General features: G+C 65.5%; 23 protein-coding genes and 1 pseudogene. 15 read left to right on the top strand and 9 right to left on the bottom strand.

What is annotated here, in order from left to right; translation table 11 throughout:
• Positions 1-19 precede the first annotated feature (19 nt).
• The 4 genes from R5H30_RS14385 (at position 20) to R5H30_RS14400 (ending at position 4,256) form a co-directional block, all read left to right on the top strand.
• Entirely contained in the window at positions 20-1,195 is a 1,176-nt protein-coding gene (locus tag R5H30_RS14385) for a malate--CoA ligase subunit beta (protein ID WP_318329163.1), read from the top strand.
• 11 nt (positions 1,196-1,206) lie between these two features.
• Complete coding sequence (sucD, locus tag R5H30_RS14390; protein ID WP_318329164.1) at positions 1,207-2,106, top strand: succinate--CoA ligase subunit alpha; 900 nt, start codon at positions 1,207-1,209, stop codon at positions 2,104-2,106.
• Positions 2,107-2,299: 193 nt separating this feature from the next.
• Positions 2,300-3,013, top strand: a complete 714-nt coding sequence (locus R5H30_RS14395) for an HTD2 family dehydratase (RefSeq protein ID WP_318329165.1) — start codon at positions 2,300-2,302, stop codon at positions 3,011-3,013.
• A 1-nt stretch (position 3,014) separates the two neighbouring features.
• Positions 3,015-4,256 (top strand): CoA transferase, encoded by a 1,242-nt coding sequence (locus tag R5H30_RS14400; RefSeq protein WP_318329166.1) that lies wholly within the window; start codon positions 3,015-3,017, stop codon positions 4,254-4,256.
• A gap of 197 nt (positions 4,257-4,453) precedes the next feature.
• Here the strand turns inward: R5H30_RS14400 and R5H30_RS14405 are convergent, their stop codons facing one another.
• From R5H30_RS14405 to R5H30_RS14415, 3 genes and pseudogenes are all read right to left on the bottom strand, one after another.
• Positions 4,454-4,915, bottom strand: a complete 462-nt coding sequence (locus R5H30_RS14405; protein WP_318329454.1) for a cell wall hydrolase — start codon at positions 4,913-4,915, stop codon at positions 4,454-4,456.
• A gap of 512 nt (positions 4,916-5,427) precedes the next feature.
• Entirely contained in the window at positions 5,428-6,111 is a 684-nt protein-coding gene (locus tag R5H30_RS14410; protein WP_318329167.1) for a GSU2403 family nucleotidyltransferase fold protein, read from the bottom strand.
• Between the two features lie 199 nt (positions 6,112-6,310).
• A pseudogene (locus R5H30_RS14415) lies at positions 6,311-6,520 on the bottom strand (integrase core domain-containing protein); the annotation flags it as partial.
• A 31-nt stretch (positions 6,521-6,551) separates the two neighbouring features.
• On the opposite strand from R5H30_RS14415, the gene R5H30_RS14420 reads away from it, so the two are divergent.
• The gene (locus tag R5H30_RS14420) at positions 6,552-6,959 is read left to right on the top strand and encodes a LysR substrate-binding domain-containing protein (RefSeq protein WP_318329169.1); all 408 of its coding nucleotides are present in this window, start codon (positions 6,552-6,554) and stop codon (positions 6,957-6,959) included.
• A gap of 157 nt (positions 6,960-7,116) precedes the next feature.
• On the opposite strand, the gene R5H30_RS14425 is transcribed toward R5H30_RS14420, so the two are convergent.
• From R5H30_RS14425 to R5H30_RS14450, 6 genes are read right to left on the bottom strand one after another with little or no spacing between them, the layout of a single operon-like run.
• Positions 7,117-8,481 (bottom strand): FAD-dependent oxidoreductase, encoded by a 1,365-nt coding sequence (locus R5H30_RS14425; RefSeq protein ID WP_318329170.1) that lies wholly within the window; start codon positions 8,479-8,481, stop codon positions 7,117-7,119.
• Positions 8,481-9,341, bottom strand: coding sequence for an isocitrate lyase/PEP mutase family protein (locus tag R5H30_RS14430; protein ID WP_318329171.1), 861 nt, complete (start codon positions 9,339-9,341; stop codon positions 8,481-8,483). Before R5H30_RS14430 ends, R5H30_RS14425 begins: the two co-directional genes overlap by 1 nt.
• Complete coding sequence (locus tag R5H30_RS14435) at positions 9,338-9,949, bottom strand: cysteine hydrolase family protein (RefSeq protein WP_318329173.1); 612 nt, start codon at positions 9,947-9,949, stop codon at positions 9,338-9,340. Before R5H30_RS14435 ends, R5H30_RS14430 begins: the two co-directional genes overlap by 4 nt.
• Complete coding sequence (locus R5H30_RS14440) at positions 9,946-12,000, bottom strand: hydantoinase/oxoprolinase family protein (protein WP_318329174.1); 2,055 nt, start codon at positions 11,998-12,000, stop codon at positions 9,946-9,948. The genes R5H30_RS14435 and R5H30_RS14440 overlap by 4 nt, the downstream gene beginning before the upstream one ends.
• Entirely contained in the window at positions 11,997-13,685 is a 1,689-nt protein-coding gene (locus tag R5H30_RS14445) for a hydantoinase B/oxoprolinase family protein (protein ID WP_318329175.1), read from the bottom strand. The genes R5H30_RS14440 and R5H30_RS14445 overlap by 4 nt, the downstream gene beginning before the upstream one ends.
• Positions 13,682-14,245, bottom strand: coding sequence for a nuclear transport factor 2 family protein (locus R5H30_RS14450; RefSeq protein ID WP_318329176.1), 564 nt, complete (start codon positions 14,243-14,245; stop codon positions 13,682-13,684). Before R5H30_RS14450 ends, R5H30_RS14445 begins: the two co-directional genes overlap by 4 nt.
• A gap of 141 nt (positions 14,246-14,386) precedes the next feature.
• On the opposite strand from R5H30_RS14450, the gene R5H30_RS14455 reads away from it, so the two are divergent.
• The 10 genes from R5H30_RS14455 to R5H30_RS14500 all read left to right on the top strand — a co-directional run bounded on the left by R5H30_RS14455 (position 14,387) and on the right by R5H30_RS14500 (position 24,199).
• Entirely contained in the window at positions 14,387-15,181 is a 795-nt protein-coding gene (locus tag R5H30_RS14455; RefSeq protein WP_318329178.1) for a GntR family transcriptional regulator, read from the top strand.
• Positions 15,178-16,587, top strand: a complete 1,410-nt coding sequence (leuC, locus tag R5H30_RS14460) for a 3-isopropylmalate dehydratase large subunit (RefSeq protein WP_318329179.1) — start codon at positions 15,178-15,180, stop codon at positions 16,585-16,587. Before R5H30_RS14455 ends, leuC begins: the two co-directional genes overlap by 4 nt.
• Entirely contained in the window at positions 16,584-17,180 is a 597-nt protein-coding gene (leuD, locus tag R5H30_RS14465) for a 3-isopropylmalate dehydratase small subunit (RefSeq protein WP_318329180.1), read from the top strand. Before leuC ends, leuD begins: the two co-directional genes overlap by 4 nt.
• A 67-nt stretch (positions 17,181-17,247) precedes the next feature.
• Positions 17,248-18,255, top strand: coding sequence for a TRAP transporter substrate-binding protein DctP (dctP, locus tag R5H30_RS14470; protein ID WP_318329181.1), 1,008 nt, complete (start codon positions 17,248-17,250; stop codon positions 18,253-18,255).
• A gap of 62 nt (positions 18,256-18,317) precedes the next feature.
• Positions 18,318-18,824: a TRAP transporter small permease gene (locus R5H30_RS14475; RefSeq protein WP_318329182.1), complete on the top strand. Its 507-nt coding sequence runs from the start codon at positions 18,318-18,320 to the stop codon at positions 18,822-18,824.
• Complete coding sequence (locus tag R5H30_RS14480) at positions 18,824-20,131, top strand: TRAP transporter large permease (RefSeq protein ID WP_318329183.1); 1,308 nt, start codon at positions 18,824-18,826, stop codon at positions 20,129-20,131. The genes R5H30_RS14475 and R5H30_RS14480 overlap by 1 nt, the downstream gene beginning before the upstream one ends.
• Before the next feature lie 262 nt (positions 20,132-20,393).
• Positions 20,394-21,575, top strand: coding sequence for a substrate-binding domain-containing protein (locus R5H30_RS14485; protein ID WP_318329184.1), 1,182 nt, complete (start codon positions 20,394-20,396; stop codon positions 21,573-21,575).
• Between the two features lie 51 nt (positions 21,576-21,626).
• Positions 21,627-22,388: an ABC transporter ATP-binding protein gene (locus tag R5H30_RS14490; RefSeq protein WP_318329186.1), complete on the top strand. Its 762-nt coding sequence runs from the start codon at positions 21,627-21,629 to the stop codon at positions 22,386-22,388.
• Positions 22,381-23,103, top strand: coding sequence for an ABC transporter ATP-binding protein (locus R5H30_RS14495; protein ID WP_318329188.1), 723 nt, complete (start codon positions 22,381-22,383; stop codon positions 23,101-23,103). Before R5H30_RS14490 ends, R5H30_RS14495 begins: the two co-directional genes overlap by 8 nt.
• 64 nt (positions 23,104-23,167) lie before the next feature.
• On the top strand, positions 23,168-24,199 hold the full coding sequence (locus tag R5H30_RS14500) for a branched-chain amino acid ABC transporter permease (protein ID WP_318329189.1): 1,032 nt from the start codon (positions 23,168-23,170) through the stop codon (positions 24,197-24,199).

Consider the following 24,199-nt stretch of genomic DNA (forward strand, 5'->3'; position numbering starts at 1 on the left):
AGCCGAAGGAGGATCGGACGTGGACATTCACGAACATCAGGCCAAAGCCATTCTCGGCGAGTTCGGTGTGCCGGTTCCTCGCGGCGGCCTTGCCTATTCGCCCGAACAGGCGGCCTTTCGGGCACGTGAACTGGGCGGACGCGCGGTGATCAAGGCGCAAGTGCATTCCGGCGGGCGCGGAGAAGCGGGCGGCGTGAAGCTCTGCGATGATCCCGAAGCCGCGCGGGCCTTCGCCATCGAGCTTCTAGGCCAGACCCTTGTGACCAAGCAGACCGGCGCCTATGGCAAACGCATAGACCGGCTCTGGGTCGAGGAAGCCTCCGACATCGATCGCGAACTCTACCTCGGTTTCGTTTTGGACCGGAAGAGTGAACGCATCATGATCGTCGCCTCGGCCAGTGGCGGGATGGAGATCGAGGATCTGGCAGAAGAGGCCCCTGACAGCCTGATCCGCATGGTGATCGATCCCGCCGTGGGTCTTGCGGATTTTCATGCGCGTGAACTGGCCTTCCGGCTTGGGCTCTCCGGCGCGCAGATCAGCGAGATGGTGACGGTCCTTCGGGCCTGCTACCGCGCCTATCGCGATCTCGACGCCATGATGGTCGAGATCAACCCGCTGGTTGTCCGACCGGACGGAACACTCGTGGCGCTGGATGCCAAGATGTCGTTTGACACGAATGCGCTCTTTCGCAGGCCGGAGATCGCCGCACTCCGCGATCCGGGGCAGGAAGACCCGCGCGAAAGCTATGCCTTCGATCACAATCTTGCATACGTGGGCCTCGATGGCGATATCGGCTGCATCATCAACGGGGCGGGTCTTGCCATGGCCTCGATGGACATGATCCAGCTTGCCGGGGGCGCGCCTGCGAACTTTCTGGATATCGGCGGTGGCGCCAGCCCGGAGCGTGTCTGCCAAGCCTTCCGGACGGTTCTGTCGGATACCAACGTGCGGGTCATCCTCGTCAACATCTTCGCGGGCATCAATCGCTGTGACTGGATCGCCAACGGCGTGATCCAGGCGTACCGCGACCTGAACCTGAACGTGCCGGTGGTCGTTCGCCTGGCGGGAACAAACGTCGAAGCCGGGCGCAGGCTCATCGCCGAAAGTGGTCTGCCGATCGTTGTCGCGGCAACTCTGGCGGAAGCGGCCGAAGCAGCCGTGGCCGCCCGGGCTCAGGGCATCGCGGCGCAATAGGAGGAAAGACCATGGCCATTCTCATCTCGAAAGAGACGCGCGTCGTCGTTCAGGGCCTGTCGGGCCGGATCGGGCAGTTCCATGCCCAGGAAATGATCGAATACGGCACCAAGGTCGTCGCAGGCGTAACACCCGGCAAGGGCGGAACGACGGTCCTCAACCGCCCGGTGTTCAACACGATGCGCGAGGCGGTGGCCGAGACCGGTGCCGAGGCAAGTCTCATTTTCGTCCCGCCCCCAACCGCCGCCGACGCGATGATGGAGGCGGCCGAGGCGGGTATCCGCACCGCGGTTTGCGTGACCGATGGCATTCCCGCTCAGGACATGATGCGGGTCAAACGGTTCCTTCGCCGCTTTCCTCGCGAACGGAAGATGCGGCTGATCGGTCCCAATTGTGCCGGCATCATAAGCCCCGGCAAGGCCTTCATGGGCATCATGCCACCCCATATCTACACGCCCGGACGCGTCGGGATCGTCGGTCGCTCCGGCACGCTCGGCTATGAGGCCGCGTCGCAGATGCAGGCGCTTGGGATCGGCGTGTCATCCTCCATCGGCATCGGCGGCGATCCGATCAACGGGTCGTCGTTCCGTGACATCCTCGAAATGTTCGAAGCCGACCCGGAGACGGACGCCGTCATGATGATCGGCGAGATCGGCGGGCCGCAGGAAGCGGAAGCCGCCACCTATGTCCGCGATCACATGACCAAGCCGGTCGCAGCCTATGTCGCCGGCCTCGCCGCACCCAAGGGCCGCCAGATGGGACACGCCGGCGCGATCATCTCGGCCTTCGGAGAAAGTGCGCAGGAGAAAGTGGCGCTTCTCAGTTCTGTCGGGATCGAAGTGACGCCGAATCCTTCAGCCATGGGGGAGACCGTCGCACGACTGCTCTCCCGTGTTTCCGAGGCGGCGTAACGTCACGATGGGCGTTGCCGGTTTCATGGGCGCGAGCTCCGGTTCCAAAGACGGGGTTGCGGATAGGCCGGACCTGTCGAAGTGGATCGGAGGTCGCGAGACTCAGATCGGCACCGTCCCACCTTCCGTTGCACGGACAATTCACGCGACGCTCGCACGCCCTGGCAGACCCTGTCGCGAGGAATGCGAAGCGATGCCGCCGCTGTGGCACTGGTATGCCTTCCCGCCCACAGCCGGCATGGAGGAGCTTGGCGCCGACGGGCATCCGGCTATCGGAGGATTTCTCCCGCCGGTGCCCTTCGAGCGGCGCATGTGGGCCAGTGGAGAGTTGAAGTTCCGGGACGAGCTGCGCGTCGGCGAAGAAATCGAAAAGCTTTCGGTCATTGTTTCCGTCGACGAGAAACAAGGCTCCACCGGTGGCATGGTTTTCGTCACGGTCAACCACGAACTCCGAACCACGCGCGGACTTGCCGTGGAGGAGACGCAGTCGATCGTCTATCTGCCCATCGCGCCAAGCTTCGTTGGTCCACCCAAAAAACCCGCACCCAAGGAAGATCTGGCTTTCGACATGGTGCAGCCCGTCTCGAGCGCGTTTCTCTTCCGCTACTCGGCCATCACTTTCAACGCCCATCGTATTCACTACGACCTGCCGTATTCGCGCGAGGTCGAGAACTACCCGGGTCTTGTGGTGCAAGGCCCCTTGCAGGCGAACCTCCTGATGGCGGAGGCGACGGCCTGGAAAGGTCGGCCGCCAACGCGCTTCGGCTTCCGAGGTGTGCATCCGATGTTTGCCGATGGCGACATGCGGCTGGTTGCAACGCAAACCGAAACCGGAGGCTTGCAAATGTGCACGCTGGCCGCCGCCGGACATCAATGTCTGACGGCTACGGCAGATTGGGAGGGTTGAAATGGCCGGAATACTCGATGGACTTCGCGTCGTGGAAGGGTCGGCCTTCGTGGCTGTGCCGCTGGCAGGCATGACGCTTGCGCAAATGGGCGCGGACGTGATCCGCTTCGACCGCTTGCAGGGCGGTCTCGATTCCGGTCGCTGGCCCCTTGCACCCTTGGGAAAGAGCCTGTTCTGGGCCGGGCTCAATAAGGGCAAGCGATCCATTGCCGTCGACATGAGCCGTCCCGAAGGCCGCGAGCTGATCACCCGCACCATCACGGCTCCGGGCAAGGATGCCGGTGTGTTTCTGACGAACCTGCGCGTGCGCGGCTGGATGGACTACGAAACGCTAAGCCAGCATCGCAAGGACCTGATCATGGTCACGCTCCTCGGTGACCGGCATGGGCGGCCCCAAGTTGACTACACGGTGAACCCGGCCCTTGGAATCCCCGACATTACCGGACCCGAAGACCATGAGGGCCCGGTGGCGAATGCGCTGCCCGCTTGGGATCTGATCGCGGGCCACACGTGTGTCTCTTCTGTGCTGGCCGCGGAACGACACCGCTTGCGCAAGGGAGAAGGTCAGGAAGTGACCCTTACCTTGAAAGACATCGCAGCCGCCACGCTCGGACACCTCGGCATGATCGGCGATGCGGTTCTGAACGAAGCCGAGCGTGGGAAATCGGGGAATGCGCTTTACGGTGCCTACGGGCAGGATTTCGTTTGCGCAGACGGCGCGCGGATCATGGTCATCGGCCTTACCAGCCGACAATGGAAAGGGCTTGTGAGCACCACGGACAAGGACGCCGAGTTGGCGGCGCTCGCCCGCAGGACCGGATGCGATCTTGCCGATGAGGGCGTGCGTTGGGCGCTTCGCACCGAGATCACCGCCATTCTGGCACCCTGGTTCGCAGAGCGCAGTTCTGATGAGGTCGCCCGGGCGTTCGACAAGGCGAAACTGACCTGGTCGAAGTTCCGCACCACGAAACAGGCGGTTGCCGAAGACCCCGACCTTGGCCCCGAAAACCCGATGTTCGAAGATCTTCTGCAGGAAGGTTTGGGCAGCTTTCCGGTTCCGGGTCACGCGGCGGATTTTTCTGCTCTTCTCCGTGAGCCGCCACGACCCGCGCCAGTGCTTGGCGCGAACACCGAAGAAATCCTCAGCGAGGTCACGGGGCTGGACGATACCGAAATCGCGCACTTGTTCGACCGAGGCATTGTCGCACGCGGCAATCCACCGGAGTTCGACACTGCGGCTTGAGCCGTTTCCGCCGGAGGATATGCAAGTCTCCATGCCCAGGCCCGAGATGCTTGTCGCCGTGCAGAAAGGAAAACGCAACGGATGATGTTCGGTGAGTTGCATCTCGAGCGCAGCATCTATGGCCGGTTTAAGGGTCAGGCGGCTGCGAGCTCAGTGCATTGACCAACGAAATACCTTGCGGACTGTCTACCGGTTTTTCAACGGGTCAACCCTTCGATTGGGCGCGGCGGCGTCGGTTGCTTGACGAGGTGCGGCGCGCGCTTCTCGTAGAAGGCGTTTCCGCCGGTTACGAGCACGTAGTGCATGTTGTTGTAACCCGCACTGTAGCTCGCAGCGTGGAAAAACTCGGCATTGCCGACCAGGGGATGCCGTTCCCCGACGAGGACCGACGTCGCGGCCTCCCGGACCAGGGGGAGGGCCCGGCTGGTCATCGGCCGGCTTGTGACGCCGGGAGCGAACTGTCCTGGCTGCGCGACGACAGCGCACACGGAACCGGGATAGGCCTCGGAGTCGACCCGGTTCATGACGACGCTGCCGACGGCAACCATTCCGTCCCGGCTGGACCGGTGCGACTCGAAGTACATTGCGCGCGCCAGGCATTCTGCCTCGCGACCATCCACGGTCACGCCCGGCGCCGGCTGTTTCGCGCAGGCGGTCAGTGTCGAGAGCGACACGAGGGCGGCGGTTGTCAATCGCAGGAAGCGGAAAGGGCGCCTCGCCGCTTCTGTTTTCCAAGAAGAGTTCCGGATGGGATGCACATCAACTCTCCCGCGTGGTCGCCGGACGTTGCACGTCCGGCATCACCGCTGTGGCGATGGTCCCGAGGCGGCGTTGAGCGCTCCTGCAAGGGACGGTCTGGATCATCTTTCGACGCTACGAGAGCGCTGCGTCCGCCTCAAATCCAAATTTTGAGGCAGGCGCATCGCCGCCGATCTTGCCGGCGGTGACCCGGCCCTTTGACGCCTTGATCCCCGGTCGAGCCTTCCGCCTGATGGAGCCTCGCGCTGATCGGAATATCCGCGGTCTAATTGCTCAGCTTTTCGAGGCTCACCAGTTCGGGGTGTCGGACCGGACAGTGCTCGATCGCGCAATCTCCTCCCGGAGGTTTTCTGTGAGCGTTGCTGGTAGAATCGACAGGAACGCGTCATCCATCGGGTATTGCGGCAAACGCTTAGACAGCAGGTCGATGGGCGTGCGCGCCTGGAGCTGGTCGCGGTCGGATTTGCCAGGGGTCGCGATCCTCGCGGCGCGACAACCAGATCTTGTGTGTGGCCCAGAACTTCGGATCGGGCGCCGGGGATATCTCGTCGGCCCCGGTAGGGTTCGCGCCGGGCGTGGACCGATAGATCGGGCGGGGCTCTGGCCGAATGAGTTCGACCATGTATCCCTTCGAGTTCGTAAGGCGGAGGTCGTTCTGGCAACGTAGTTCGAAACTGTTGCCGACACGCTTCTGGATCAGCTTGCTGAGTCCGATGGGTTCTATTTCTTCGGTCAGCAGACGCAGCCGGCGTCGATCGTCTTGCAGCAGGTCGATGTCACCGGTGGCGGTGGCCCCGTCCTTGAACCGCACGCTGCCAAGCGCTTCGTACGCACAGAGCGCGTTGGTTCCGACCATCCGCAGGGGCGAGAGTTTCTCGTGCGCCCGGATCTCGCGGAGCACTCGGGCGGCGGTGAGGGGAAGTCGCCCCATCCCGAGGCCACAGAGAATGGCGGCCCAGGTGTTCATTTCCTCTGCGAGATCAGACAGGCGGGATGCGTTGCGATCCTGGGCGCTGTGGAAGGCGGCATACCTGGCTTCGGTGTCTTCGGAGTGTTTGCCAAGGCTATGTTCGACCTTGCCGATCTTGCGGTACAAGTAACGAGTGCCGTTGCGCTCGCGCCACGACATCGAGCCGAGAAAGCTGTGCCGGCGCTGATCTTCGGCCTCGATCCATGCCTCCCAGAGCTGGGTTGCATTGATGCGTTCGCGGACCGATTTTGGATCTAATCAACTGAAATCGTTCAGTTTGCCACTCCAACTGTGACCTGCTCCCCTCGGAGTCCGCGTTTATAGGTTAGCTCTGTTCAGGGTTTTGGTCCTCTTCTGACCGTTGGTGATACTCCCGCGGGGTGAGCCCGTCGAGGCTCGAGTGCGGGGGGTGGTGGTTGTAGTCGTCGCGCCACTCCGCAATCAGATGGCGGGCATGGCGCAGGGTCGGGAACAGGTGCTCGTTCAGGCATTCGTCTCGAAGCCTGCCGTTGAAGCTTTCGACCGGGCCCTTCTGCGCCGCGCCCGCGCTGATCGACCGTGTTGGATTGCCGACCTCCGCCACCGAGTTCAATACGCTGCCCTGTATCGGCATCGACATCTCTCAGCGGAAGTTCGGGCTCATCTGGCGCTTCCGAGACGCCACGGGTCATCCGTTCAGCGTCCGCCCCAATGTGGTATTCGAGTGCGACAGCGTGGCGCTGGCCCGCCGCCTTTGCCGTCACGGGGTCGGGTTCGGGGCTTTCTTCGGCTACCAGGTTGTGGACGACATCCGCGCCGGGACGTTGGTGCCGGTGCTGCCGGACCCGGATTACCCGCTGCGCCCGATCAGCCTGCTATGGCCGCCTCGCCGTCCGATGCCAAGGCGGATGCGGGCGGTGCTACGGCATATCGAGCTTGGCATTCGGCAGGAACTTGACAGCATGCGGGGCTTGGGGTTCGAGCCGGCCCGCTGACATGTCTTTGGTGGCCCGCGTAGGAGTGAGCCATAGCGGGAACCTTCGTTGCTCGGGTGCGAACGCATGAGGCTGTTGCCTTGGCTTCTCCCTGATGAATCGCGCGAACAAGGACTCGGTCGCTCGGGCCAGACGCTCCGGACGGCACCTGCCGAACCTATCGAACCGCAGCTCCCGCAAGCCGACCCAGCACGACAGCCGAAAGAAGGCCGTTGCCGGAGAGATATCCGGTGTCCGCCGCACCCGATACCCCGCATGCCGCGCCACCGCCTGCCTGCAGGTTGGGAAATGCAGAGCCGTCTGCCTTCAGAACCCTGGCCTGGTCGTCGGTGAGCAGTCCGCCCTGGGTATGGAACAACGCTCCGGTGACCTGCACGCCGCAAAAGGGAGGGGCGAGAGGCGGCGTCGCGAAAACCCGGCCGAACGGATCTGTTGCGCCGTGAGGCAAAGCCGAAAGTGTCCCGGCAAGCGTGGCAGCAGGCAGCCCGAGCGCCTCGGCAAGGTCCTCGATCGTATCGGCGCGGGTGATCGCCCCCTGCTGCTCCGCCGCGCGGAAGTCGGCAAACTGGCGCGCCACGCCCGCGATCCGGTCATCGAAGATCGTCCACGCCAGCCCGCCGGGCTGGGTTAGTACCGCGCGCGCGGCTTCGGAATAGCCCTGCGCTTCGTTCCAGAAGCGCCGGCCGTCCGCGTTTACCTGGATACCGCCCTCGGTGATCGTCGCCCACGTGATGAGGATGCCGTGCGGATGGGCGACATTGCCATGTCCCTGGTAGGCGCCAAGTTGGCCCGCGGCCGCACCCAGCGCCTCGCCCCAGAGAACCGCCTCGCCCCGGTTGCCGTCATGGCCGAACCAGAGCGCGTCGGCGATCTGAGGCATATGGCGCCGCACAAGCGTGCGGTTTCCGCCGAAGCCGTTGCAGGCGAGGATGAGCCGGCCGCATCCAATCCGCTCGACCGTTCCGTCGGGGCGCGCGACCGTGACCCCGACGACCCGGTCGCTCTCGGCGTGAAGTGTCGTGACGGCCGCCTCGCAAAGGATCGGCACGCCCTCGGCCTCGCAGGCGGTGCGCAACCGGTCTACGAGTTCGCGGCCCGAACGGGAGGGCAGACCATGCATGCGGCGCCGTGAGTGCCCGGGATAGTCGAAATCGGTGACCACGGAGAAGGGAAGCCCGTGCCGGTCTGCAAGCCACTCGACCACGCCCGCAGCACCGACTGCGAGGCGGGTCACGAGATCGGGGTCGTTCTCTCCCTGCGCCTTCTTCTGGATGTCGGACGCGAAGAGGTCAGGCGTGTCCTTGATCCCGGCCTCTCGCTGAAAGCGCGTGCCCGCCGCCGGGATCAGTCCGGCGGACAACGCGGTCGAGCCTGCGGGCGTCGCGTCGCGCTCCAGGATGGCGACGTCCTGCCCGGCCTCCGCTGCCGAAAGCGCGGCGACCATTCCGCAGGCGCCAGCGCCGATCACCAGCGTCTCGACCTTGCCGTCGAAGGCGGTGGGCGGCGGGGCGACATCGGCCATCAGCCGCCCTCGTAACGCTTGCCGTCTGCCAGCATGTCTGCCGTGCCGAGAACCTCGTTCAACCCGTCGAAGTCGAACATGCGGGCCGCGAAGGGCCGGTTCGAGCCGTGGGTGTGCAGGCTGCCGTAGTAGTCCTTGGCGCAGCGGGCCAGCGCGCGCACGATGCCGCCAGGGAAGATGACGATGGAGAAGCCGACCGCTTCCAGTTCCTGCGCCGACCTGATCGGAGTGGCGCCGCCCTCGACCATGTTGGCCAGAAGCGGCACGCGGCCGGCGAAGGTGCGAGCGATGCGCGCCATTTCCTCGGCGGACTGCGGCGCCTCAACAAAAAGCACGTCGGCCCCGGCTTCCAGGTAGGTCTCGGCCCGGTCGAGGGCGGCCTCGATCCCCTCGACCGCGATCGCGTCGGTCCGGGCAATCACCAGCGTCTCGTCGCTTTTGCGCGCGTCGCACATGGCGCGGATCTTGCCGGCCATCTCGGCTGCGGGCACCAGCGACTTGTCGGCGAGATGCCCGCAGCGCTTGGGATAGGTCTGGTCCTCGACCTGCAGCGCCGAGGCCCCGGCGCGTTCGTAGACCCGCATCGTCCGCTGCGCGTTGAGCGCATTCCCGAATCCTGTGTCGGCATCGATGACGACCGGCAGGTCCACCCGGTCGCGGATCAGCGCCATCGTGTCGGCCATCTCGGACATGGAGGTGAGTCCGATGTCGGGTCGGCCGAGACGCGTGTAAGCGACGGCCGCGCCGGACAGGTAAAGCGCCTCGAACCCCGCGTTCGCGGCGAGCGCCGCGGTCAGCCCGTCATAGACGCCCGGCGCCACCACGACGCGGTCCGCCGCGAGGCGCTCGCGGAGGCTCACGAGGTGGCCTCGATGGCCGAAAGCGCCTCGGCGCAGGTCATCTGGTGCGTCACGGTGCCGAGCGAGATCAGGGTCGCCTTGTGCACATCCTGTCGGAAGGCGCCGCAACCATCGGTCAGCATCACGGTCTCGATGTTGCGAAGATGCGCGTCGCGCAGCGTCGAGGCGACGCCGCCGTTCGTGACGATTCCGCCCACGATCAGCGTGTCGATGCCCACCGCGCGCAGGATGTACTCGAGCCGCGTCTGGTAGAAGGCGGAATAGGCGACCTTCTCGATGATGTAGTCGGCCGGGGCAAGCGTGTCGATCAGGGCATGGCCCCATGCGCCCGGTGCGAAGTCTCCCTTCCCCAGGAACGGTCTCAGAGCCTTCAGGTGCGGCGCGATCAGCGGCGCGCCGTCCGGTCCCGGGACCAGCGTGAATTGGGCCGAGATGTAGGTTCCGCCCTTCGCTCGCAGACCGTCCGCAATGGGCGCGATGCGCGCGGGCAGCGCGGCGATGGCCTCGGCCGTCTGGCCCGCCCGACCATAGGCGCCTTTCGGGTGCAGGAAGTCGTTCTGCAGATCGATGGTCAGAAGCGCCGTGCGCCGGGGATCTATCGGGGTCATGACGTCTCCCGCGTGATGAGGACGTTGCCGAAGGAATCGACCTCGCCCGCGTGGCCCGGCTCGATCAGGATTGTCGTGTCGGGCTGAGCGAGGATCGCCGGCCCGGCGATGCGGGCGCCCACCGGCAACGAGAGGCGGTCGTAGATCGCTGTCTCGGCCCAGGCATCTCCGAAATGCACGGCGCGCGTTCCGCGCCGGGCGCCTTCCAAGCTGCCGCCTTCCAGTGGGGCGAGGACCTTAAGATCGAACTTGGGCCGCCGCCCTGTCACGGAGGTCCGCAGGTTGACGATCCGGCGAACCCCATCCCGAAGGAGCCGACCGAAACTCGCGCGGTAGGCGACATCGAAGGCCGTCGCGATGTCGTCATGCGTGGGCGGGCGGAACCGCTCGCCATTTAGCGCGAGGACGAGGGGAACCGAAACCGTATGCGTCTGGCCGGCATAGGCCATGTCGAGTTCCACGGTCACGTCACGGCTTTCGAAACTGGACCGGGCGGCGTCGAGCAGCCGGTGGCCGCTGTCGGCGTGCGACTGGACGAGCGAGGCAAGCTCTGGCCCGTCGACCGTATCAAGCATCGTGTTGACCGTCTGCACGAAGTCGTGGCGCATGTCGGCGATCACGCACCCCATTGCAGAGGTTACACCGGGATAGCGGGGCACGATCGCGCGGGCGAGGCCGACGTCACGCATGAGTGCGCAGGCATGAAGCGCGCCGCCCCCGCCGAACGGCAGGAAGGCGAAGCGTGTCGGGTCGAAGCCGCGCTCGATCGAAACGAGGCGGATCGCGCCCGCCATGCGGGAGTTGGCGACCGCGAGGATCGCTTCCGCCGCCGCCTCGACCGAGAGGTCGAGCGGCGCGCCGATGCGGTCGGCGATCGCGGCCCGCGCCGCTTCGACGTCCAGACGGGCCTGCCCGCCGATGGGACTGTCGGCGTCGATCCGACCGAGAACAACGTTGGCGTCGGTCACCGTGGGCCGGTCGTTCCCGCGCCCGTAGGCGACGGGACCGGGATCCGAGCCCGCGCTTTCCGGTCCGATGTTGAGAAGGCCCCCGGCGTCCACCCAGGCGATCGAGCCGCCGCCCGCGCCGATCGTGGCGATCTCGATCATCGGCTGGCGGATGACAAGTCCGAAGTCGATGGAGGTCTGCGGCGAGAGCACCGACTGGCCGTCCGCAATCAGTGCGACATCGAAAGAGGTTCCGCCCATGTCGCCGGTCACGACGTTGTCGAACCCCGCGGAGGTTGCGATATGGGCCGCCGCGATCACGCCCGCCGCGGGCCCGGACAGCGCCGTTCGCACGGGCCGGCGGCAGGCGGTCTCGACCCCCATGACGCCGCCGTTCGACTGGACGATCAGGAATTCGCCGTCAAATCCGCCGCCCTTCAGCGCGGTCTCGAGCCGGTCGAGATAGCCCGCCACTTCCGGTTGCAGATACGCGTTGAGTGCTGCGGTCGAGAAGCGCTCGAACTCGCGGATCTCGGGAAGGATCTCGTGCGAAGCGGTGACATGCGGGTTCGGCCAGAGCGCGCGAACGGCCTCGGCCGCCGCGGCCTCGTTCGCCGGGTTGGCGTAGGCGTTGGCAAAGAGGATGGCGACCGCTTCGCAGCCCTGCGCCAGAAGTGTGCGGGCGGCCTCGCGGACCGCATCAAGGTCGATCTCCGTGCGGATCGTACCGTCGGCAAGCGTGCGCTCCGGGACCTCTAGCCGCAGGTCGCGGCGCACCACGGGCAGGAAGTCTCCGCGCAGACCCCAGGTCCGAGGCCTGTCGCGGCGGCGCATCTCGAGCACGTCCCGCAGGCCTTCTGTAGTGATGACGCCCGCCTTCGCGCCCTTGCGTTCCAGAAGCGCGTTCGTTCCGGCGGTCGTGCCGTGAACGACGACGGAAAGGTCGGCAAGATCCGGGACCCGGTCCCGGATGCCAGCGAGGAACCCGCCCGACTGGTCGGGGCGGGTGGTGGGGACCTTGGTGACCTCGGCGCGACCCGTCGTCTCGTCAAGCACGAAGATATCGGTGAATGTCCCGCCCACGTCCACGCCAACCAACTTCATCGGTGAACCTCCCGCCACGCGGACCCGTAGTCGGCGTCTGCCTTCTCGGCGCTCAGATATCCCAGCGCGACATCCCGGGCGACGGCCTCTGCGGGCCGTTCGGAAGGCGGCCCGTAGCCGCCCCCGCCCGGCGTCTGGAGCCGTACGGAGCGGCCGCGCTCCAGCCGGATGCCCCGCATCTTGGAAGCGAGCGGCGGCGCCTGCCATCCATCCTCGGTCTCCCAGTGAAAGGCGTTCAACGCGGCCGGCGCGCCGCCGACGACACCCTGCGGTGCGAATTGGCCGCGCTCTCCGAAGAGGAAGGCCTCGGCGCGCTCCTCCAGAAGCTCGATCTCGTAGAGCGCACCGAGCCCGCCTCGGTGTCGCCCCGCCCCTGCACTGTCGGGACGAAGGGCCCATTGGCGGAACATCACCGGATAGGCGGCCTCGAGGATCTCGAGGGGCGGGATCGTCGCGGTCGAGATCGGGGCGTTGCCGTGGTTGAGACCGTCGGACTCCAACGATCCACCGTGCCCACCGCCGTAGAAAGAGAACATGACCCAGGGCGTGCCGCTCTCTCGCCGCCCTGCAATCGATAGCGCGTTGATGGTGCCGTAGGCATTCGCCACCACACGGTCCGGCGCGGCCCCGGCCATGGCCAAGAAGATCACGTCGATCATCCGCAGTATCGTCTCGGTGTAGCCGCCGGTCGGCTTCGGGAACTCGGCAGCAAGAAGCGATCCCTCGGGGATCACGACGTCCAGCGGCCGCATCACGCCGGCGTTCGCAGGCATCGCCGGGAAGACATGCTTGATCGCCACGTAGACCGCAGCGACCGCCGTGGGTCGCGCGATGTTCACCGGACCGGCTGTCGCGGGCGCAGTCCCGGTGAAGTCGAGCGTCAGCCGGTCGCCTCGTAGCTCGAGCGCCACCCGGATTGGCAACGCGGCATCGGTGATCCCGTCGTTGTCGAGAAAGTCCTCCGCCTCCCATCGCCCGTCCGGCAGTGCTTCGAGTTCCGCGCGCATCAGCGCCTCGGCCCGGTCCGACAGCGCATCGAGCGCGGCGCGGATCGTCGTCTCCCCGTATTCGCCGAGAAGCGCATCGAGCCGCTTCACCCCGAGGTCGAGCGCACCCAGTTGCCCGTTCAGGTCTCCCCGCGCCGACTGCGGCAGGCGCGTGTTGCGGAGCACGATATCGACCACATCCTCGATGATCTCGCCGCCGCGCGCGAGGCGCACGGGTGGCAGCACGAAGGCTTCCTGAAAGACGTCGGTCGCGCCGGGGTTGTAGTTCCCCGGGACCGCGCCGCCGACGTCATGCCAGTGGCCGACCGAGGCGAGCCAGCAGAAGATGCGCCCGTCGTGGAAATACGGCCGGACAAGCCGCATGTCGGACAGATGTGTCCCGCCGATATGGGCGTCGTTGAAGATCCAGATGTCGCCGTCGGCCACTTCGCTCTCGCGCGCCTTCTCGATCACGGCGGCGACCCCGTAGGCCATCACGCCCACAAAGATCGGAAGGCCCGACTTGCCCTGCACCAGCGTCGCGCCCGTCTCGGGGTGGTAGATTCCGTGCGAAGCGTCGTGCGCCTCGGCAATGATCGGGTTGAAGGCCGCGCGGAACAGCGTCGCGTCCATCTCGTCGGCGATCTGCTCCATGCGACCTGCCAGAACCGCAAGCGTGATCGGGTCGATCGTTGTCATGCGCTGGCCTTCGTCTCGGCCATGTCGTTCCAGACATCCTGACGGGTGAAGAGCCCTCCGGCCGTCTCGAACCGGTCGACGAAGCGAATGCCCGAGAAGATCGTCCCGTCAAGCCATTCGCCGTGAAGCGTGCCGAAGACATAGACCGTGGGCCCGGTTGCGCCCGAGGTCACGTCGAAGGCTTCGTAGGTCTTCCGGACAAAACGGTAGCGCGGCTTCGACCATTCCACGAGTTCTTCGAGCCGGTGCATCGGCGCTTGCGCGGGGAAATACATGACGAAGTCGGGGGCGAGGAAGGTACGGGCCTGGTCGAGGTCGCGTGCCTCCATCGCGGACAGGAAGTCCTTCACCATCTGCACCGGGTCCGGCAGGGCCGCAGCAGGGGTTTTGTGCTGCCCGCCTCGCATATATGCGTCGGCCTTCAACTCGTGGATCATCACCGTGATCCCGTCGAGCGCAGCCGGCAGCACCTGCCGGACGGCGCCGGTCAGCGCGATGGCAAGGCGCGACTTGGCCTCACTCTCGTTGCCTTCGATCAGATGTGCCTCGACGACCGGCATTGCGTCCCCCCCGCCCAGAGCCTGTATGATTTGTAGGACAGGTTTCTGAAAATCAAAAGTCATATTTCTGTCCTGTCTCGCATGAAAACACTTGAAAACCGATAGCCCCACTTTAACCTGCGACCGAGCGGAGGGGTGCGATTGGGCCAACTCGATACAGGAATTCTGCCGGATGGCGGCAAGGCGCGGCGCGTCTATCTCCTTTTGAAAGGAGAGATCGCCGCGGGTCGCCTGACGCCGGGGACGGCGCTTCCGGGTGAGCAGAAGCTGGCCGAGGCGCACGGCGTCTCCCGTGTCACGGTGCGCCGCGCGCTCGAGACGCTGGCAGCCGACGGGCTGATCGAGAAGCGGACGGGTGCGGGCTCGGTCGTGACCGCCAAGACCGACGAAGCCGCCATCGCCGCCGACATGACGACGCTGATCCCCCAGATCGTGCGCATGGGACGCGAGACGACGGCCCGGCTCCTTTCGTTCTCCTACGGCCCGCCACCGCCGCGCGTCGCCGCAGGGCTGGGACTTTCCGAGGGGCAGATGGTGCAGACGGCGGTGCGCGTGCGGCTGATCGACGAGACGCCCTTCTCGCACCTCACGACCCACGTCCCCGAGGACATCGCGCGCAACTATTCCGAAGCGGACCTCGCGACCACGCCGCTCTTCAGTCTTCTGGAGCGCAGCGGCGTAACCGTCGGGTCGGCCACGCAGTCGGTTTCGGCCACGCTTGCCGCGCCGGATGTCGCCGAGGCGTTACGTGTGCCGGTCGGATCGGCGCTTCTTGCCTTGACGCGTATCGTGCGGGAGGACGCGGAGCGGGGCGTCGAGTATCTGTCCGCCCTCTACCGCCCCGATCTCTTCCGGCTCGAAATGGCGCTCGCCCGCGTCGGCGCGGATGGGGCCCGGCATTGGGAGCCGGTCATCGGCCCGGGAGCGGACGCATGACAGGGGCGCCCCGAACTCTCTTCGACAAGCTCTGGACCGCGCACGAGGTCGTTCGGCGCGAGGATGGGGCGTCGCTTCTCTGGGTCGACCGTCACCTCGTCCATGAAGGCTCGCACCATGCGTTCCGCAAGATCGCGGAGCGGGATCTGGCCGTCACCCATCCGGAACTCACCTTCGCGGTCGCCGACCACTACGCTCCGACGCGGCGCGGGCAGATAATCGATCCGAAGATCGCGGGCATGATCGAAACGCTCGCGAAGAACTGCGCGGCCCACGGGATTTCGCTCTACGGCCTCGATGATCCCCGGCAGGGCATCGTCCATGTGATCGGGCCCGAGCAGGGACTGACGCTGCCGGGGCTGCTTATCACATGCGGGGACAGTCATACCTCGACCCACGGCGCGTTTGGCGCGATGGCTTTCGGGGTCGGGGCCACCGAAGTTGCGCATGTGCTTGCCACGCAATCGGTCTGGCAGGTCAGACCGAAATCCATGCGCATCAGGATCGACGGGCGCCTCGGCCCCGGAGTGGGCGCCAAGGACGTTGGCCTCGGCTGGATCGCGAAGCTCGGCGCCGACGGCGCGCGCGGGCACGCCGTCGAATATGCAGGCGAGGTCGTGCGGGACCTGTCGATGGAAGGACGCCTGACCCTCTGCAACCTTTCGATCGAAGGCGGCGCGCGCTTCGGGATGGTGGCTCCGGACGATAAGACTTTCGCGTATCTCGAAGGCCGCCGTTTTGCGCCGAAAGGCGCGCAGTGGGACCGGGCGGTTGCGGACTGGCGCGGGCTTGTCACCGAAGATGGCGCGGACTTCGACCGCGAAGTTGCGATCGATGCTGCTGAAATCGCACCGGTCGTCACCTGGGGCACCTCGCCCGAAGACGCCCTGCCCATCACCGGGACGGTACCGGACCCGGCACGCCTGGAGCCCGCGAAGGCGGCGCATGTCGCGGAGGCGCTTGACTACATGGGGCTCGCGCCCGGGCGCCCGCTGATCGGAACGCCCGTGGACCAGGTCTTCATCGGCTCTTGCACCAATGGTCGGATCGAGGATTTGCGCGCAGCTGCGGCAGTCTTGGCCGGCCGTCGCGCAAAAGTGCCGGGGCTCGTCGCACCAGGGTCGATGGCGGTAAAGCGGCAGGCCGAGGCCGAAGGGCTCGACCGCATCTTCGCCGAAGCCGGGCTGGACTGGGCGGCGTCGGGCTGTTCCATGTGCGTCGGCATGAATGGCGACATCGTCCCGCCGGGGATGCGTTGCGCCTCGACCACCAACCGCAACTTCCGGGGCCGGCAGGGGCGCGGGGCGCGGACGCACCTCATGTCGCCTGCGATGGTCGCAGCGGCGGCGGTGTCGGGCGCACTTGCCGACGTACGCCCGATGCTCGAGGGGAGGCGCGTCGCATGAGCGGCTGGACACGCCACGAGGGTCTCGCGGTTCTTCTTCCGGAGGACAACATCGACACCGATCGGCTGATCCAGGCGCGCTTCATGTCCGCGCCGCGCCGCGAAGGCTATGGTCGGTTCCTGCTCCACGACGCCCGCTTTGGGCCAGACGGATCCGAACTCACGCATCCGCTGAACGACACGCCCGCCACGGTTCTCGTTGCGGGGCGCAATTTCGGCTGCGGATCTTCGCGCGAGGCAGCGGTCTATGCGCTGGTCGACTTCGGCGTCCGCGCGGTCCTTGCACCGAGCTTCGGCGATATCTTCGCGAGCAATGCCGTTGGCAACGGCCTTTTGCCGGCCGTGATCGAAGAGGAGGCGTACGCGGCACTGACCGGCTACCTTGCCGATCCGCAATCACTCGACATCGATCTCGAGACCATGACCGTCAGCTTCGGGGACCGGCAGGCCGCCCTGTCGCTCGACCCCGTCTGGAGGACCAAGATCATCCGGGGCTGGGACGATATCGACCTCACGGCGCGCCACCGTCCGGCGCTTGACGCCTTCGCGGCGGCGCGGCGCGCAATGGGCTGGACATGGCCCGCATCGGAATGACGCCGGAATCGGCGCAAGCGAAGGGGACGGCACCGGGCCGCGCCCCGCAACGACAGGGAGTAACGCGATGAGACATATTCTGTTCGGAACCGTCACCGCCGGGGCGCTCGCCGCCTCTGCGGTCTCGGCGCAGGACGTGGTGACGGCGGTCCACGCCTTTCCGGCGACGCTGATCTACACGAAAAGCTTCCTCGAATTCGTCGACAAGGTGAATGCGGCGGGCGAGGGCGTCGTGCAGATCGAGGTGCGCGGCGGGCCCGAGGCGATCGGCATGTTCCAGCAGCCGGACGCCGTGCGCGACGGCGTGGTGGACATGGTCTATACCCCCGGCTCCTTCTACGGCGGCACTCTGCCCGAAAAGGACGCCCTGGTCGCCTCCAACCTGACCGGGCCCGAGGCGCGCGCGAGCGGCGGTATCGACCTCATCGACGAAATCCACCAGGAAAAGATGGGTGTGAAGTACCTCGGCTGGTTCGACTCGAACGTCTGCTACAATCTCTGGATGGTGAACGAACCGCAGTTCGACGCGGACGGCAACCTCTCCGTCGACGGGATCAAACTGCGCGGGAACGCCGTCTACAACGCATTCTTCACCGACTACCTCGGGGCGCAGGTGATCGATCTGCCGACGACCGACGTCTACGCCGGGCTCGAACGCGGTGTCGTGGACGCCACCGGCTGGACGCAGATCGGGCTCATGGACCTCAAGTGGAACGAGTTCGTGCAATACCGGATCGACCCCTGCTTCTTCTCGACCGACCTCGGCGTGATCATGAATCTCGAGCGCTGGAATGCGCTCTCGGATGAGGCACGCACCATCCTGACCGAGACGGCAATCGCCCATGAGGCAGAGACGGCGGAGCGGCTCGGCGCAAAGGCGGAGCAGGAGCTCGCCGCGCTCGAGGAGGCCGGAATGACCACGATCGCGCTCGAGGGCGAGGCACGGGACAATTACCTCGCTGCCGCCCGGCAGACGACCTGGGACCGCATGAAGCAGCTGATGGAAGAGAGCCCGCAGGGCGCTGGCAACTATGATCGGCTGATCGAGCTCTTCTACGACCCCGCGCTCGACTGATCGCGACACGACACGACGGCGGCGCGGGATCCGCGCCGCCGTTTCACCGCCCAGGAGCGTCCATGCCCGTCCTCTCTCGCGCCTACAGGATCCTGATCGACGCCATGGCCGTGATCGCGGGGCTCACCCTCGTCTGGCTGATGGTCTCGATCGTGGTCTCGGTCGCGATGCGCAATGCCGGGATACAGCCGTTCGCGTGGCTCTTCACTTCGGCTGAATACGGGATGCTCTACATGACAATGCTGGGTGCGCCCTGGCTCGTGCGCGAGCGCGGTCACGTCCACATCGAGCTTGTGACCTCGGCTCTGCCGGGTGCAGCGCAGCGCTTCGTCAGCCGGGTGGTCGCCCTGCTATGCGTGCTTGTCTGCGCGCTCCTTGCCTGGAAGGGCGTGGATCTCGTGCTGATCAACATCGAGCGCAACGACTTTGATGTGCGTGCCTATTTCTTCCCGCGCTGGCTCCTGACAGTGACCCTGCCGGTGAGCTTCACTCTCATGGCCGTCGAATTCGCACGTTTCGTCTCCGGGGACGAGCTTCTGCACACCGGGCAGGCGGGAATCCACGAGTGATGGAATGGTATGAAGCCCTGGGGCTGCTTCTGGGCGCGATCCTTGTGCTCATGGGCATTGGAATGCCGGTGGCGCTGGCCTTTCTCGCCGCAAACATCCTGGGCGCCTGGGTTTTCATGGGAGGCGAGCGCGGCGTCGTTCAGCTTCTCAACAACGGCTGGGCGTCGCTCGCAACCTTTGGACTGGTGCCAATCCCGCTGTTCCTGCTGATGGGCGAGGTGTTTTTCCAGACCGGGCTCGGGGCGCGGATGTTCAACGCGATCGACAGGTTGCTCGGGCGTCTGCCGGGGCGACTGTCCTATGTGACGGTGCTGGGCGGCACAGGTTTCGCGACGCTCTCGGGCTCCTCGATGGGGTCCACGGCGCTTCTCGGGTCGCTCATGGTGCCCGAGATGAACCGGCGCGGCTACAAAACCCACATGTCGGTCGGTCCGATCCTCGGAACCGGCGGGCTTGCGATCATCATCCCGCCCTCGGCGCTGGCCGTTCTTCTCGCCACGCTCGCCGAGATCGACGTCGGCGCGCTTCTCATTGCAGGCGTGCTGCCGGGGCTTGTTCTCGCCACGTTCTACGGCGCCACGATCTGGCTCCAGACCCGGATCGATCCCGCCGCGGCGCCGGCCTACGAGGTCGAACCGATCTCGTTGTCGAAGAAGCTCGGGTTTCTCCTGCGGGACGTCGTTCCGATGGTCGGTCTCATGGTCGGAATCGTGGCGATGATGATCGGGGGGATCGTCACCCCGTCCGAGGCCGCGGCCTTTGGCGCGCTTGGTGTCATCCTCCTCGCAGCGCTGTTCCGCTGCCTGACGCTTGACGCGCTGAAGGCATCGGTGAAGGGCGCTCTTCGGGTGACGCTCATGGCTTTCCTGATCGTCTTCGGTTCGGCCACCTTCAGCCAGATCCTTGCCTTTTCGGGTGCCTCGACGGGACTGATCCGATGGACGACGGGTTTCGAGCTTTCTCCGATCGCGATGCTGTTCGTCATGTTCATGGTGCTCCTGATGCTGGGCATGTTCATGGAGCAGATCTCGATCATGCTGCTCACGGTGCCGATCTTCTTCCCGCTGGCCGAAAGTCTCGGGTTCGACCTGATCTGGTTTGCGCTGATCATGCTCCTCGCGCTCGAGATCAGCTTTACGACGCCGCCCTTCGGCCTTCTTCTTTTCGTGATGAAGGGGGTGGCACCGCCGCAAACGACCATGCGACAGATCTACACCGCCGCCTTTCCGTTCATTCTCTGCTCGCTGCTTGTGGTCGCGCTCATCGTCGCCTGGCCGCCGCTTGCCCTGTGGTTGCCGGGCCGATGAGGCATCGTGTTTGGGCGGGAACACACCGGGAGTAGGTTTCCTGCGTCACGCCGATCCGGCGCACAGCCTTCGCAGTGCTCATTCCCTGGTCCTGCGGCGCTTTAGCCTGCCGCCGCTCCTTCACGATGTCTTTCGGCTTCTGTGGCTTTCCAGCCTTGTCTTGGTCCTCCGCTCTGCGGGGTTGGACCGACCTCGCGTAAAGCTTGACGTGAAAACTGATTCATGTTTCATAAATTGCATTTGATCCAGGGAGGAGACTGGGATGTCGACCTTGAAAACCGCTGGTGCAGCAGCCGTTGCTTTCGCCATTGGTGCAGGCGCGGCGCAAGCGGAAATTCTTGTTGCGCATGTCTACGGCAAGACCGGCGCACTCGAAGCCTATGCCGAACAAAGCCACATCGGCCTGATGCTCGGCCTCGAGTATGCAACCGGTGGAACGATGGAGATCGACGGCGAGCCGATCACCGTCATCGAAAAGGACACGCAACTCGATCCCGCGACGGGCCGGGCGGTTCTTGCCGAGGCCTATGGCGATGACGGCGCGCAGATCGCGGTGGGTCCGGTGAGTTCCGGCGTCGCACTTGCGATGCTCCCCGTGGCAGAGGAATACGAGCGTGTGCTGATCGTGGAGCCGGCGGTGGCCGACTCGATCACAGGCGAAGCCTGGAACCGCTACGTCTTCCGCACCGGGCGGAATTCGTCGCAGGATGCCATCTCGAACGCCGTGGCCCTTGGCGGCGAGGGCGTCACGATCGCCACACTCGCGCAGGACTATGCCTTCGGTCGGGACGGCGTGGCCGCATTCCGCGAGGCGCTGGAAGGCACCGGCGCGACGGTTGCGCACGAGGAATACGTACCGACAGATACCACCGACTTCACCGCGGCGGCCGAGCGGATCTTCAACGCCATGGAAGGCGTCGAAGGCGAAAAGAAGCTTTTCATCATCTGGGCCGGCGGCGGCAACCCGATGGGAAAGATCAACGCGATGGACCCGTCGCGTTTCGGGATCGAGATCGCCACGGGCGGCAACATCCTCGCGGCGCTCACCGCCTACAAGGAACTGCCGGGCCTCGAAGGGGCGACCTACTACTATTACGAGATTCCGCAGAACGACGTGAACACCTGGCTCGTCGAACAGCACCTCGAACGCTATGACAGCCCGCCGGACTTCTTCACCGCCGGTGGCATGGCCGCCGGGATCGCGGTGGTCGAGGCGATCCGCGCCGCGGGCGGCGCCGAGGATACCGAAGCGCTGATCGAGTCAATGGAGGGAATGGAGTGGGAGACCCCCAAGGGCACCATGCGCTTCCGCCCCGAGGATCACCAGGCGCTGCAGGCGATGTACCATTTCCGGACCGAGATTCAGGACGGCAAGGACTACGGCGTTCCGGTGCTGGTCCGTGAACTCGGCATCGACGACATGGATATTCCGATCCGCAACTGATGGCTGCCGGCGGGGCGATACCGCCCCGAAAGACCGTTCCCGGGACGTTTCATGACCAACCTTCTAGAGACATTCGACCTGACCGTTCGCTTCGGCGGACACGTGGCGGTCGACGCGGTGAGCTGCGCATTTCAGGCCGGCGAACTCACCGCCATCGTCGGCCCCAACGGCGCGGGCAAGACCACCTACTTCAACCTGATCTCGGGCCAGATCCCCGCCACCGCCGGTACGGTCCGACTGATGGGCGAGGACATCGGCCGGCTTGCGCCGTCCGAGCGCTGTCGCCGTGGATTGGGCCGCGCCTTCCAGCTCACGAACCTCTTTCCAGGCCTCAGCGTGCTGGAAAACGTCCGTCTCGCGATCCAGGCCCACCGGCCGGTGCCACGCGCCTTCCTGTCCATGGCATCGCGCCATACCGCTCTGACGGACCAGGCGATGGCTGTTCTGGAACGGGTTCGACTGGACTCGGTCAAGGACAAGCCAGTGAGCGAACTCAGCCACGGCAACCAGCGCAAGCTGGAGGTCGCCATGCTGATCGCGCTCGATCCGAAGGTCTACATGTTCGACGAACCGACCGCCGGGATGAGTGCCGACGAGGCACCGGTCGTTCTCGATCTTATCGCGCAGCTCAAGGCCGAAACGGACCGCACGATCCTGCTGGTCGAGCACAAGATGGACGTCATTCGCACGCTCGCCGACAGGATCATCGTGCTTCACAACGGCGCGCTGGTCGCCGACGGCGATCCGGGCGAGGTCATCACCTCGGACGTGGTGCAGGAGGCTTACATGGGCAAGGACCTTGCAGATGTCTGATCCGATCCTGCGGCTCACGGACGTCCATACCGACATCGCGCAGTATCACATCCTGCATGGCGTCGACCTTGAGGTGCCACGCGGGGCGGTGACCATGCTTTTGGGCCGCAACGGGGTGGGGAAGACCACGACACTCCGGACGATCATCGGGCACTGGCAGGCGCGGGCCGGGCAGATCCTTTTCGACGGGACCGACATCTCGGGCGCCCGAACCCCAGATCGCGCGCGCGCCGGGATTGGCTACGTGCCCGAGGACATGGGCATTTTCTCCGACCTGACCGTCGAGGAGAACATGGTGCTGGCCGCCGCATCCGGTCCGCTCGATCCCATCCGGCGCGATCGCATCTTCGAGGCGTTCCCGCCCTTGCGCACGTTCTGGCGATCCGCGGCCGGCACACTGTCCGGCGGGCAGAAACAGATGCTGGCAATCGCCCGCGCGATGGCCGAAGACCGCAAGCTCTATCTGATCGACGAGCCTACCAAAGGCCTGGCCCCGGCAATCGTGTCGACCATGGCCGGAGCCCTGCGCGAGTTGAAAACGCAAGGTGCGTCCATCCTTCTCGTCGAGCAGAACTTCGCCGTGGCGCGCGCATTGGGCGACCACGCGGTGGTGATGGACGACGGACGAGTCGTCTGGAGCGGTGCGATGAAAACCCTTGCCGGTGACGCGGCCCTGCTCGAGCGGTTGATGGGCCTGACCATGGAGACGGTATGACAACTGTGCTCGGATTTCCGCGTTTTGTCATGGACGGGCTTTCGACGCTCGAGGCGTGTGAACGATGACCGCGGCCCCGGATCATCGCCCGACGATGGCGCGCCTTGGCATTGGGGCGCGCCTCTCGCACTGGATGCCCGTGTTGCTCGTGCCGCTTGTCTTGGCGCTCGGATTCCTGTCGATCGGCAACCCGTCAAGCTGGCTCACCCTGACCGTGTCCGGGCTTGCCATGGGCATGATGATCTTCATCATGGCATCGGGCCTGACGCTTGTCTTCGGGTTGATGGACGTCATCAACTTCGGCCACGGCGCCTTCATCTCGGTGGGGGCCTTTGTCGGTGTCAGCGTACTTTTGGGCCTCGCCCAGTGGGCGCAGGCACCTTCGCTCGCGCTGAACCTCGCGGTTGTCCTGCTTGCCGTGCTGGCCGCGATGGCGGTGACCGGACTGCTGGGCTGGGCCTTCGAACGGGTGATCGTCAAGCCGGTCTACGGCGCGCATCTCAAGCAGATCCTGGTGACGGTCGGCGGCCTGATCGTCGTGGAACAACTCATCCACGTGATCTGGGGTCCCGAAGAGATCTTTTTCGCGCGCCCCGAGATGCTCAAGGGCGCGGTGACGTTCTGGGGGGCCGCGCTGGAAAAGTACCGCTTGCTTGCCGTCGTGATCGGGTTGGTGCTCTTCGTCGCCATGCGCCTCGTCTTTCGCCGCACCAAGATCGGCCTGATCGTGCGCGCCGGGGTCGAGAACGGCGAAATGGTCGAGGCCCTCGGCTACCGGCTTCGGCTGGTCTTCATCGGGGTCTTCGTTGCCGGATCGGCGCTTGCCGGGCTCGGCGGCGTGATGTGGGGCCTCTACGAAGAGGTCATCACCGCAGGCATGGGCGAAGAGATGATGATCCTCGTTTTCATCGTCGTCATCATCGGCGGGCTCGGTTCGGTCGAAGGCGCGTTCATCGGCGCATTGCTCGTCGGTCTTTTGCAGAATTACATCGCGTTTCTCGAACCGAAGCTGGCCCTGATCTCGAACATCGGTCTGATGACGGCGATCCTGATGTGGCGACCGCAGGGCATGTTGCCCGTGGTCAAGGCAAAGTAG

It is taken from the genome of Roseobacter sp. FCG-D35, assembly GCF_033436665.1.
Lineage (GTDB): Bacteria > Pseudomonadota > Alphaproteobacteria > Rhodobacterales > Rhodobacteraceae > JAWQFO01.

Bases quoted from the DNA above. Each gene is read 5' to 3' on its own strand.
- R5H30_RS14490 (WP_318329186.1), top strand. From the start codon at position 21,627: ATGACCAACCTTCTAGAGACATTCGACCTGACCGTTCGCTTCGGCGGA.
- R5H30_RS14450 (WP_318329176.1), bottom strand. From the start codon at position 14,245: ATGCCGGTCGTCGAGGCACATCTGATCGAAGGCAACGAGAGTGAGGCC.
- R5H30_RS14395 (WP_318329165.1), top strand. From the start codon at position 2,300: ATGCCGCCGCTGTGGCACTGGTATGCCTTCCCGCCCACAGCCGGCATG.
- dctP (WP_318329181.1), top strand. From the start codon at position 17,248: ATGAGACATATTCTGTTCGGAACCGTCACCGCCGGGGCGCTCGCCGCC.
- R5H30_RS14500 (WP_318329189.1), top strand. From the start codon at position 23,168: ATGACCGCGGCCCCGGATCATCGCCCGACGATGGCGCGCCTTGGCATT.
- R5H30_RS14425 (WP_318329170.1), bottom strand. From the start codon at position 8,481: ATGGCCGATGTCGCCCCGCCGCCCACCGCCTTCGACGGCAAGGTCGAG.
- leuD (WP_318329180.1), top strand. From the start codon at position 16,584: ATGAGCGGCTGGACACGCCACGAGGGTCTCGCGGTTCTTCTTCCGGAG.
- R5H30_RS14475 (WP_318329182.1), top strand. From the start codon at position 18,318: ATGCCCGTCCTCTCTCGCGCCTACAGGATCCTGATCGACGCCATGGCC.
- R5H30_RS14485 (WP_318329184.1), top strand. From the start codon at position 20,394: ATGTCGACCTTGAAAACCGCTGGTGCAGCAGCCGTTGCTTTCGCCATT.
- leuC (WP_318329179.1), top strand. From the start codon at position 15,178: ATGACAGGGGCGCCCCGAACTCTCTTCGACAAGCTCTGGACCGCGCAC.
- R5H30_RS14400 (WP_318329166.1), top strand. From the start codon at position 3,015: ATGGCCGGAATACTCGATGGACTTCGCGTCGTGGAAGGGTCGGCCTTC.
- sucD (WP_318329164.1), top strand. From the start codon at position 1,207: ATGGCCATTCTCATCTCGAAAGAGACGCGCGTCGTCGTTCAGGGCCTG.
- R5H30_RS14480 (WP_318329183.1), top strand. From the start codon at position 18,824: ATGGAATGGTATGAAGCCCTGGGGCTGCTTCTGGGCGCGATCCTTGTG.
- R5H30_RS14445 (WP_318329175.1), bottom strand. From the start codon at position 13,685: ATGACAACGATCGACCCGATCACGCTTGCGGTTCTGGCAGGTCGCATG.
- R5H30_RS14435 (WP_318329173.1), bottom strand. From the start codon at position 9,949: ATGACCCCGATAGATCCCCGGCGCACGGCGCTTCTGACCATCGATCTG.
- R5H30_RS14495 (WP_318329188.1), top strand. From the start codon at position 22,381: ATGTCTGATCCGATCCTGCGGCTCACGGACGTCCATACCGACATCGCG.
- R5H30_RS14440 (WP_318329174.1), bottom strand. From the start codon at position 12,000: ATGAAGTTGGTTGGCGTGGACGTGGGCGGGACATTCACCGATATCTTC.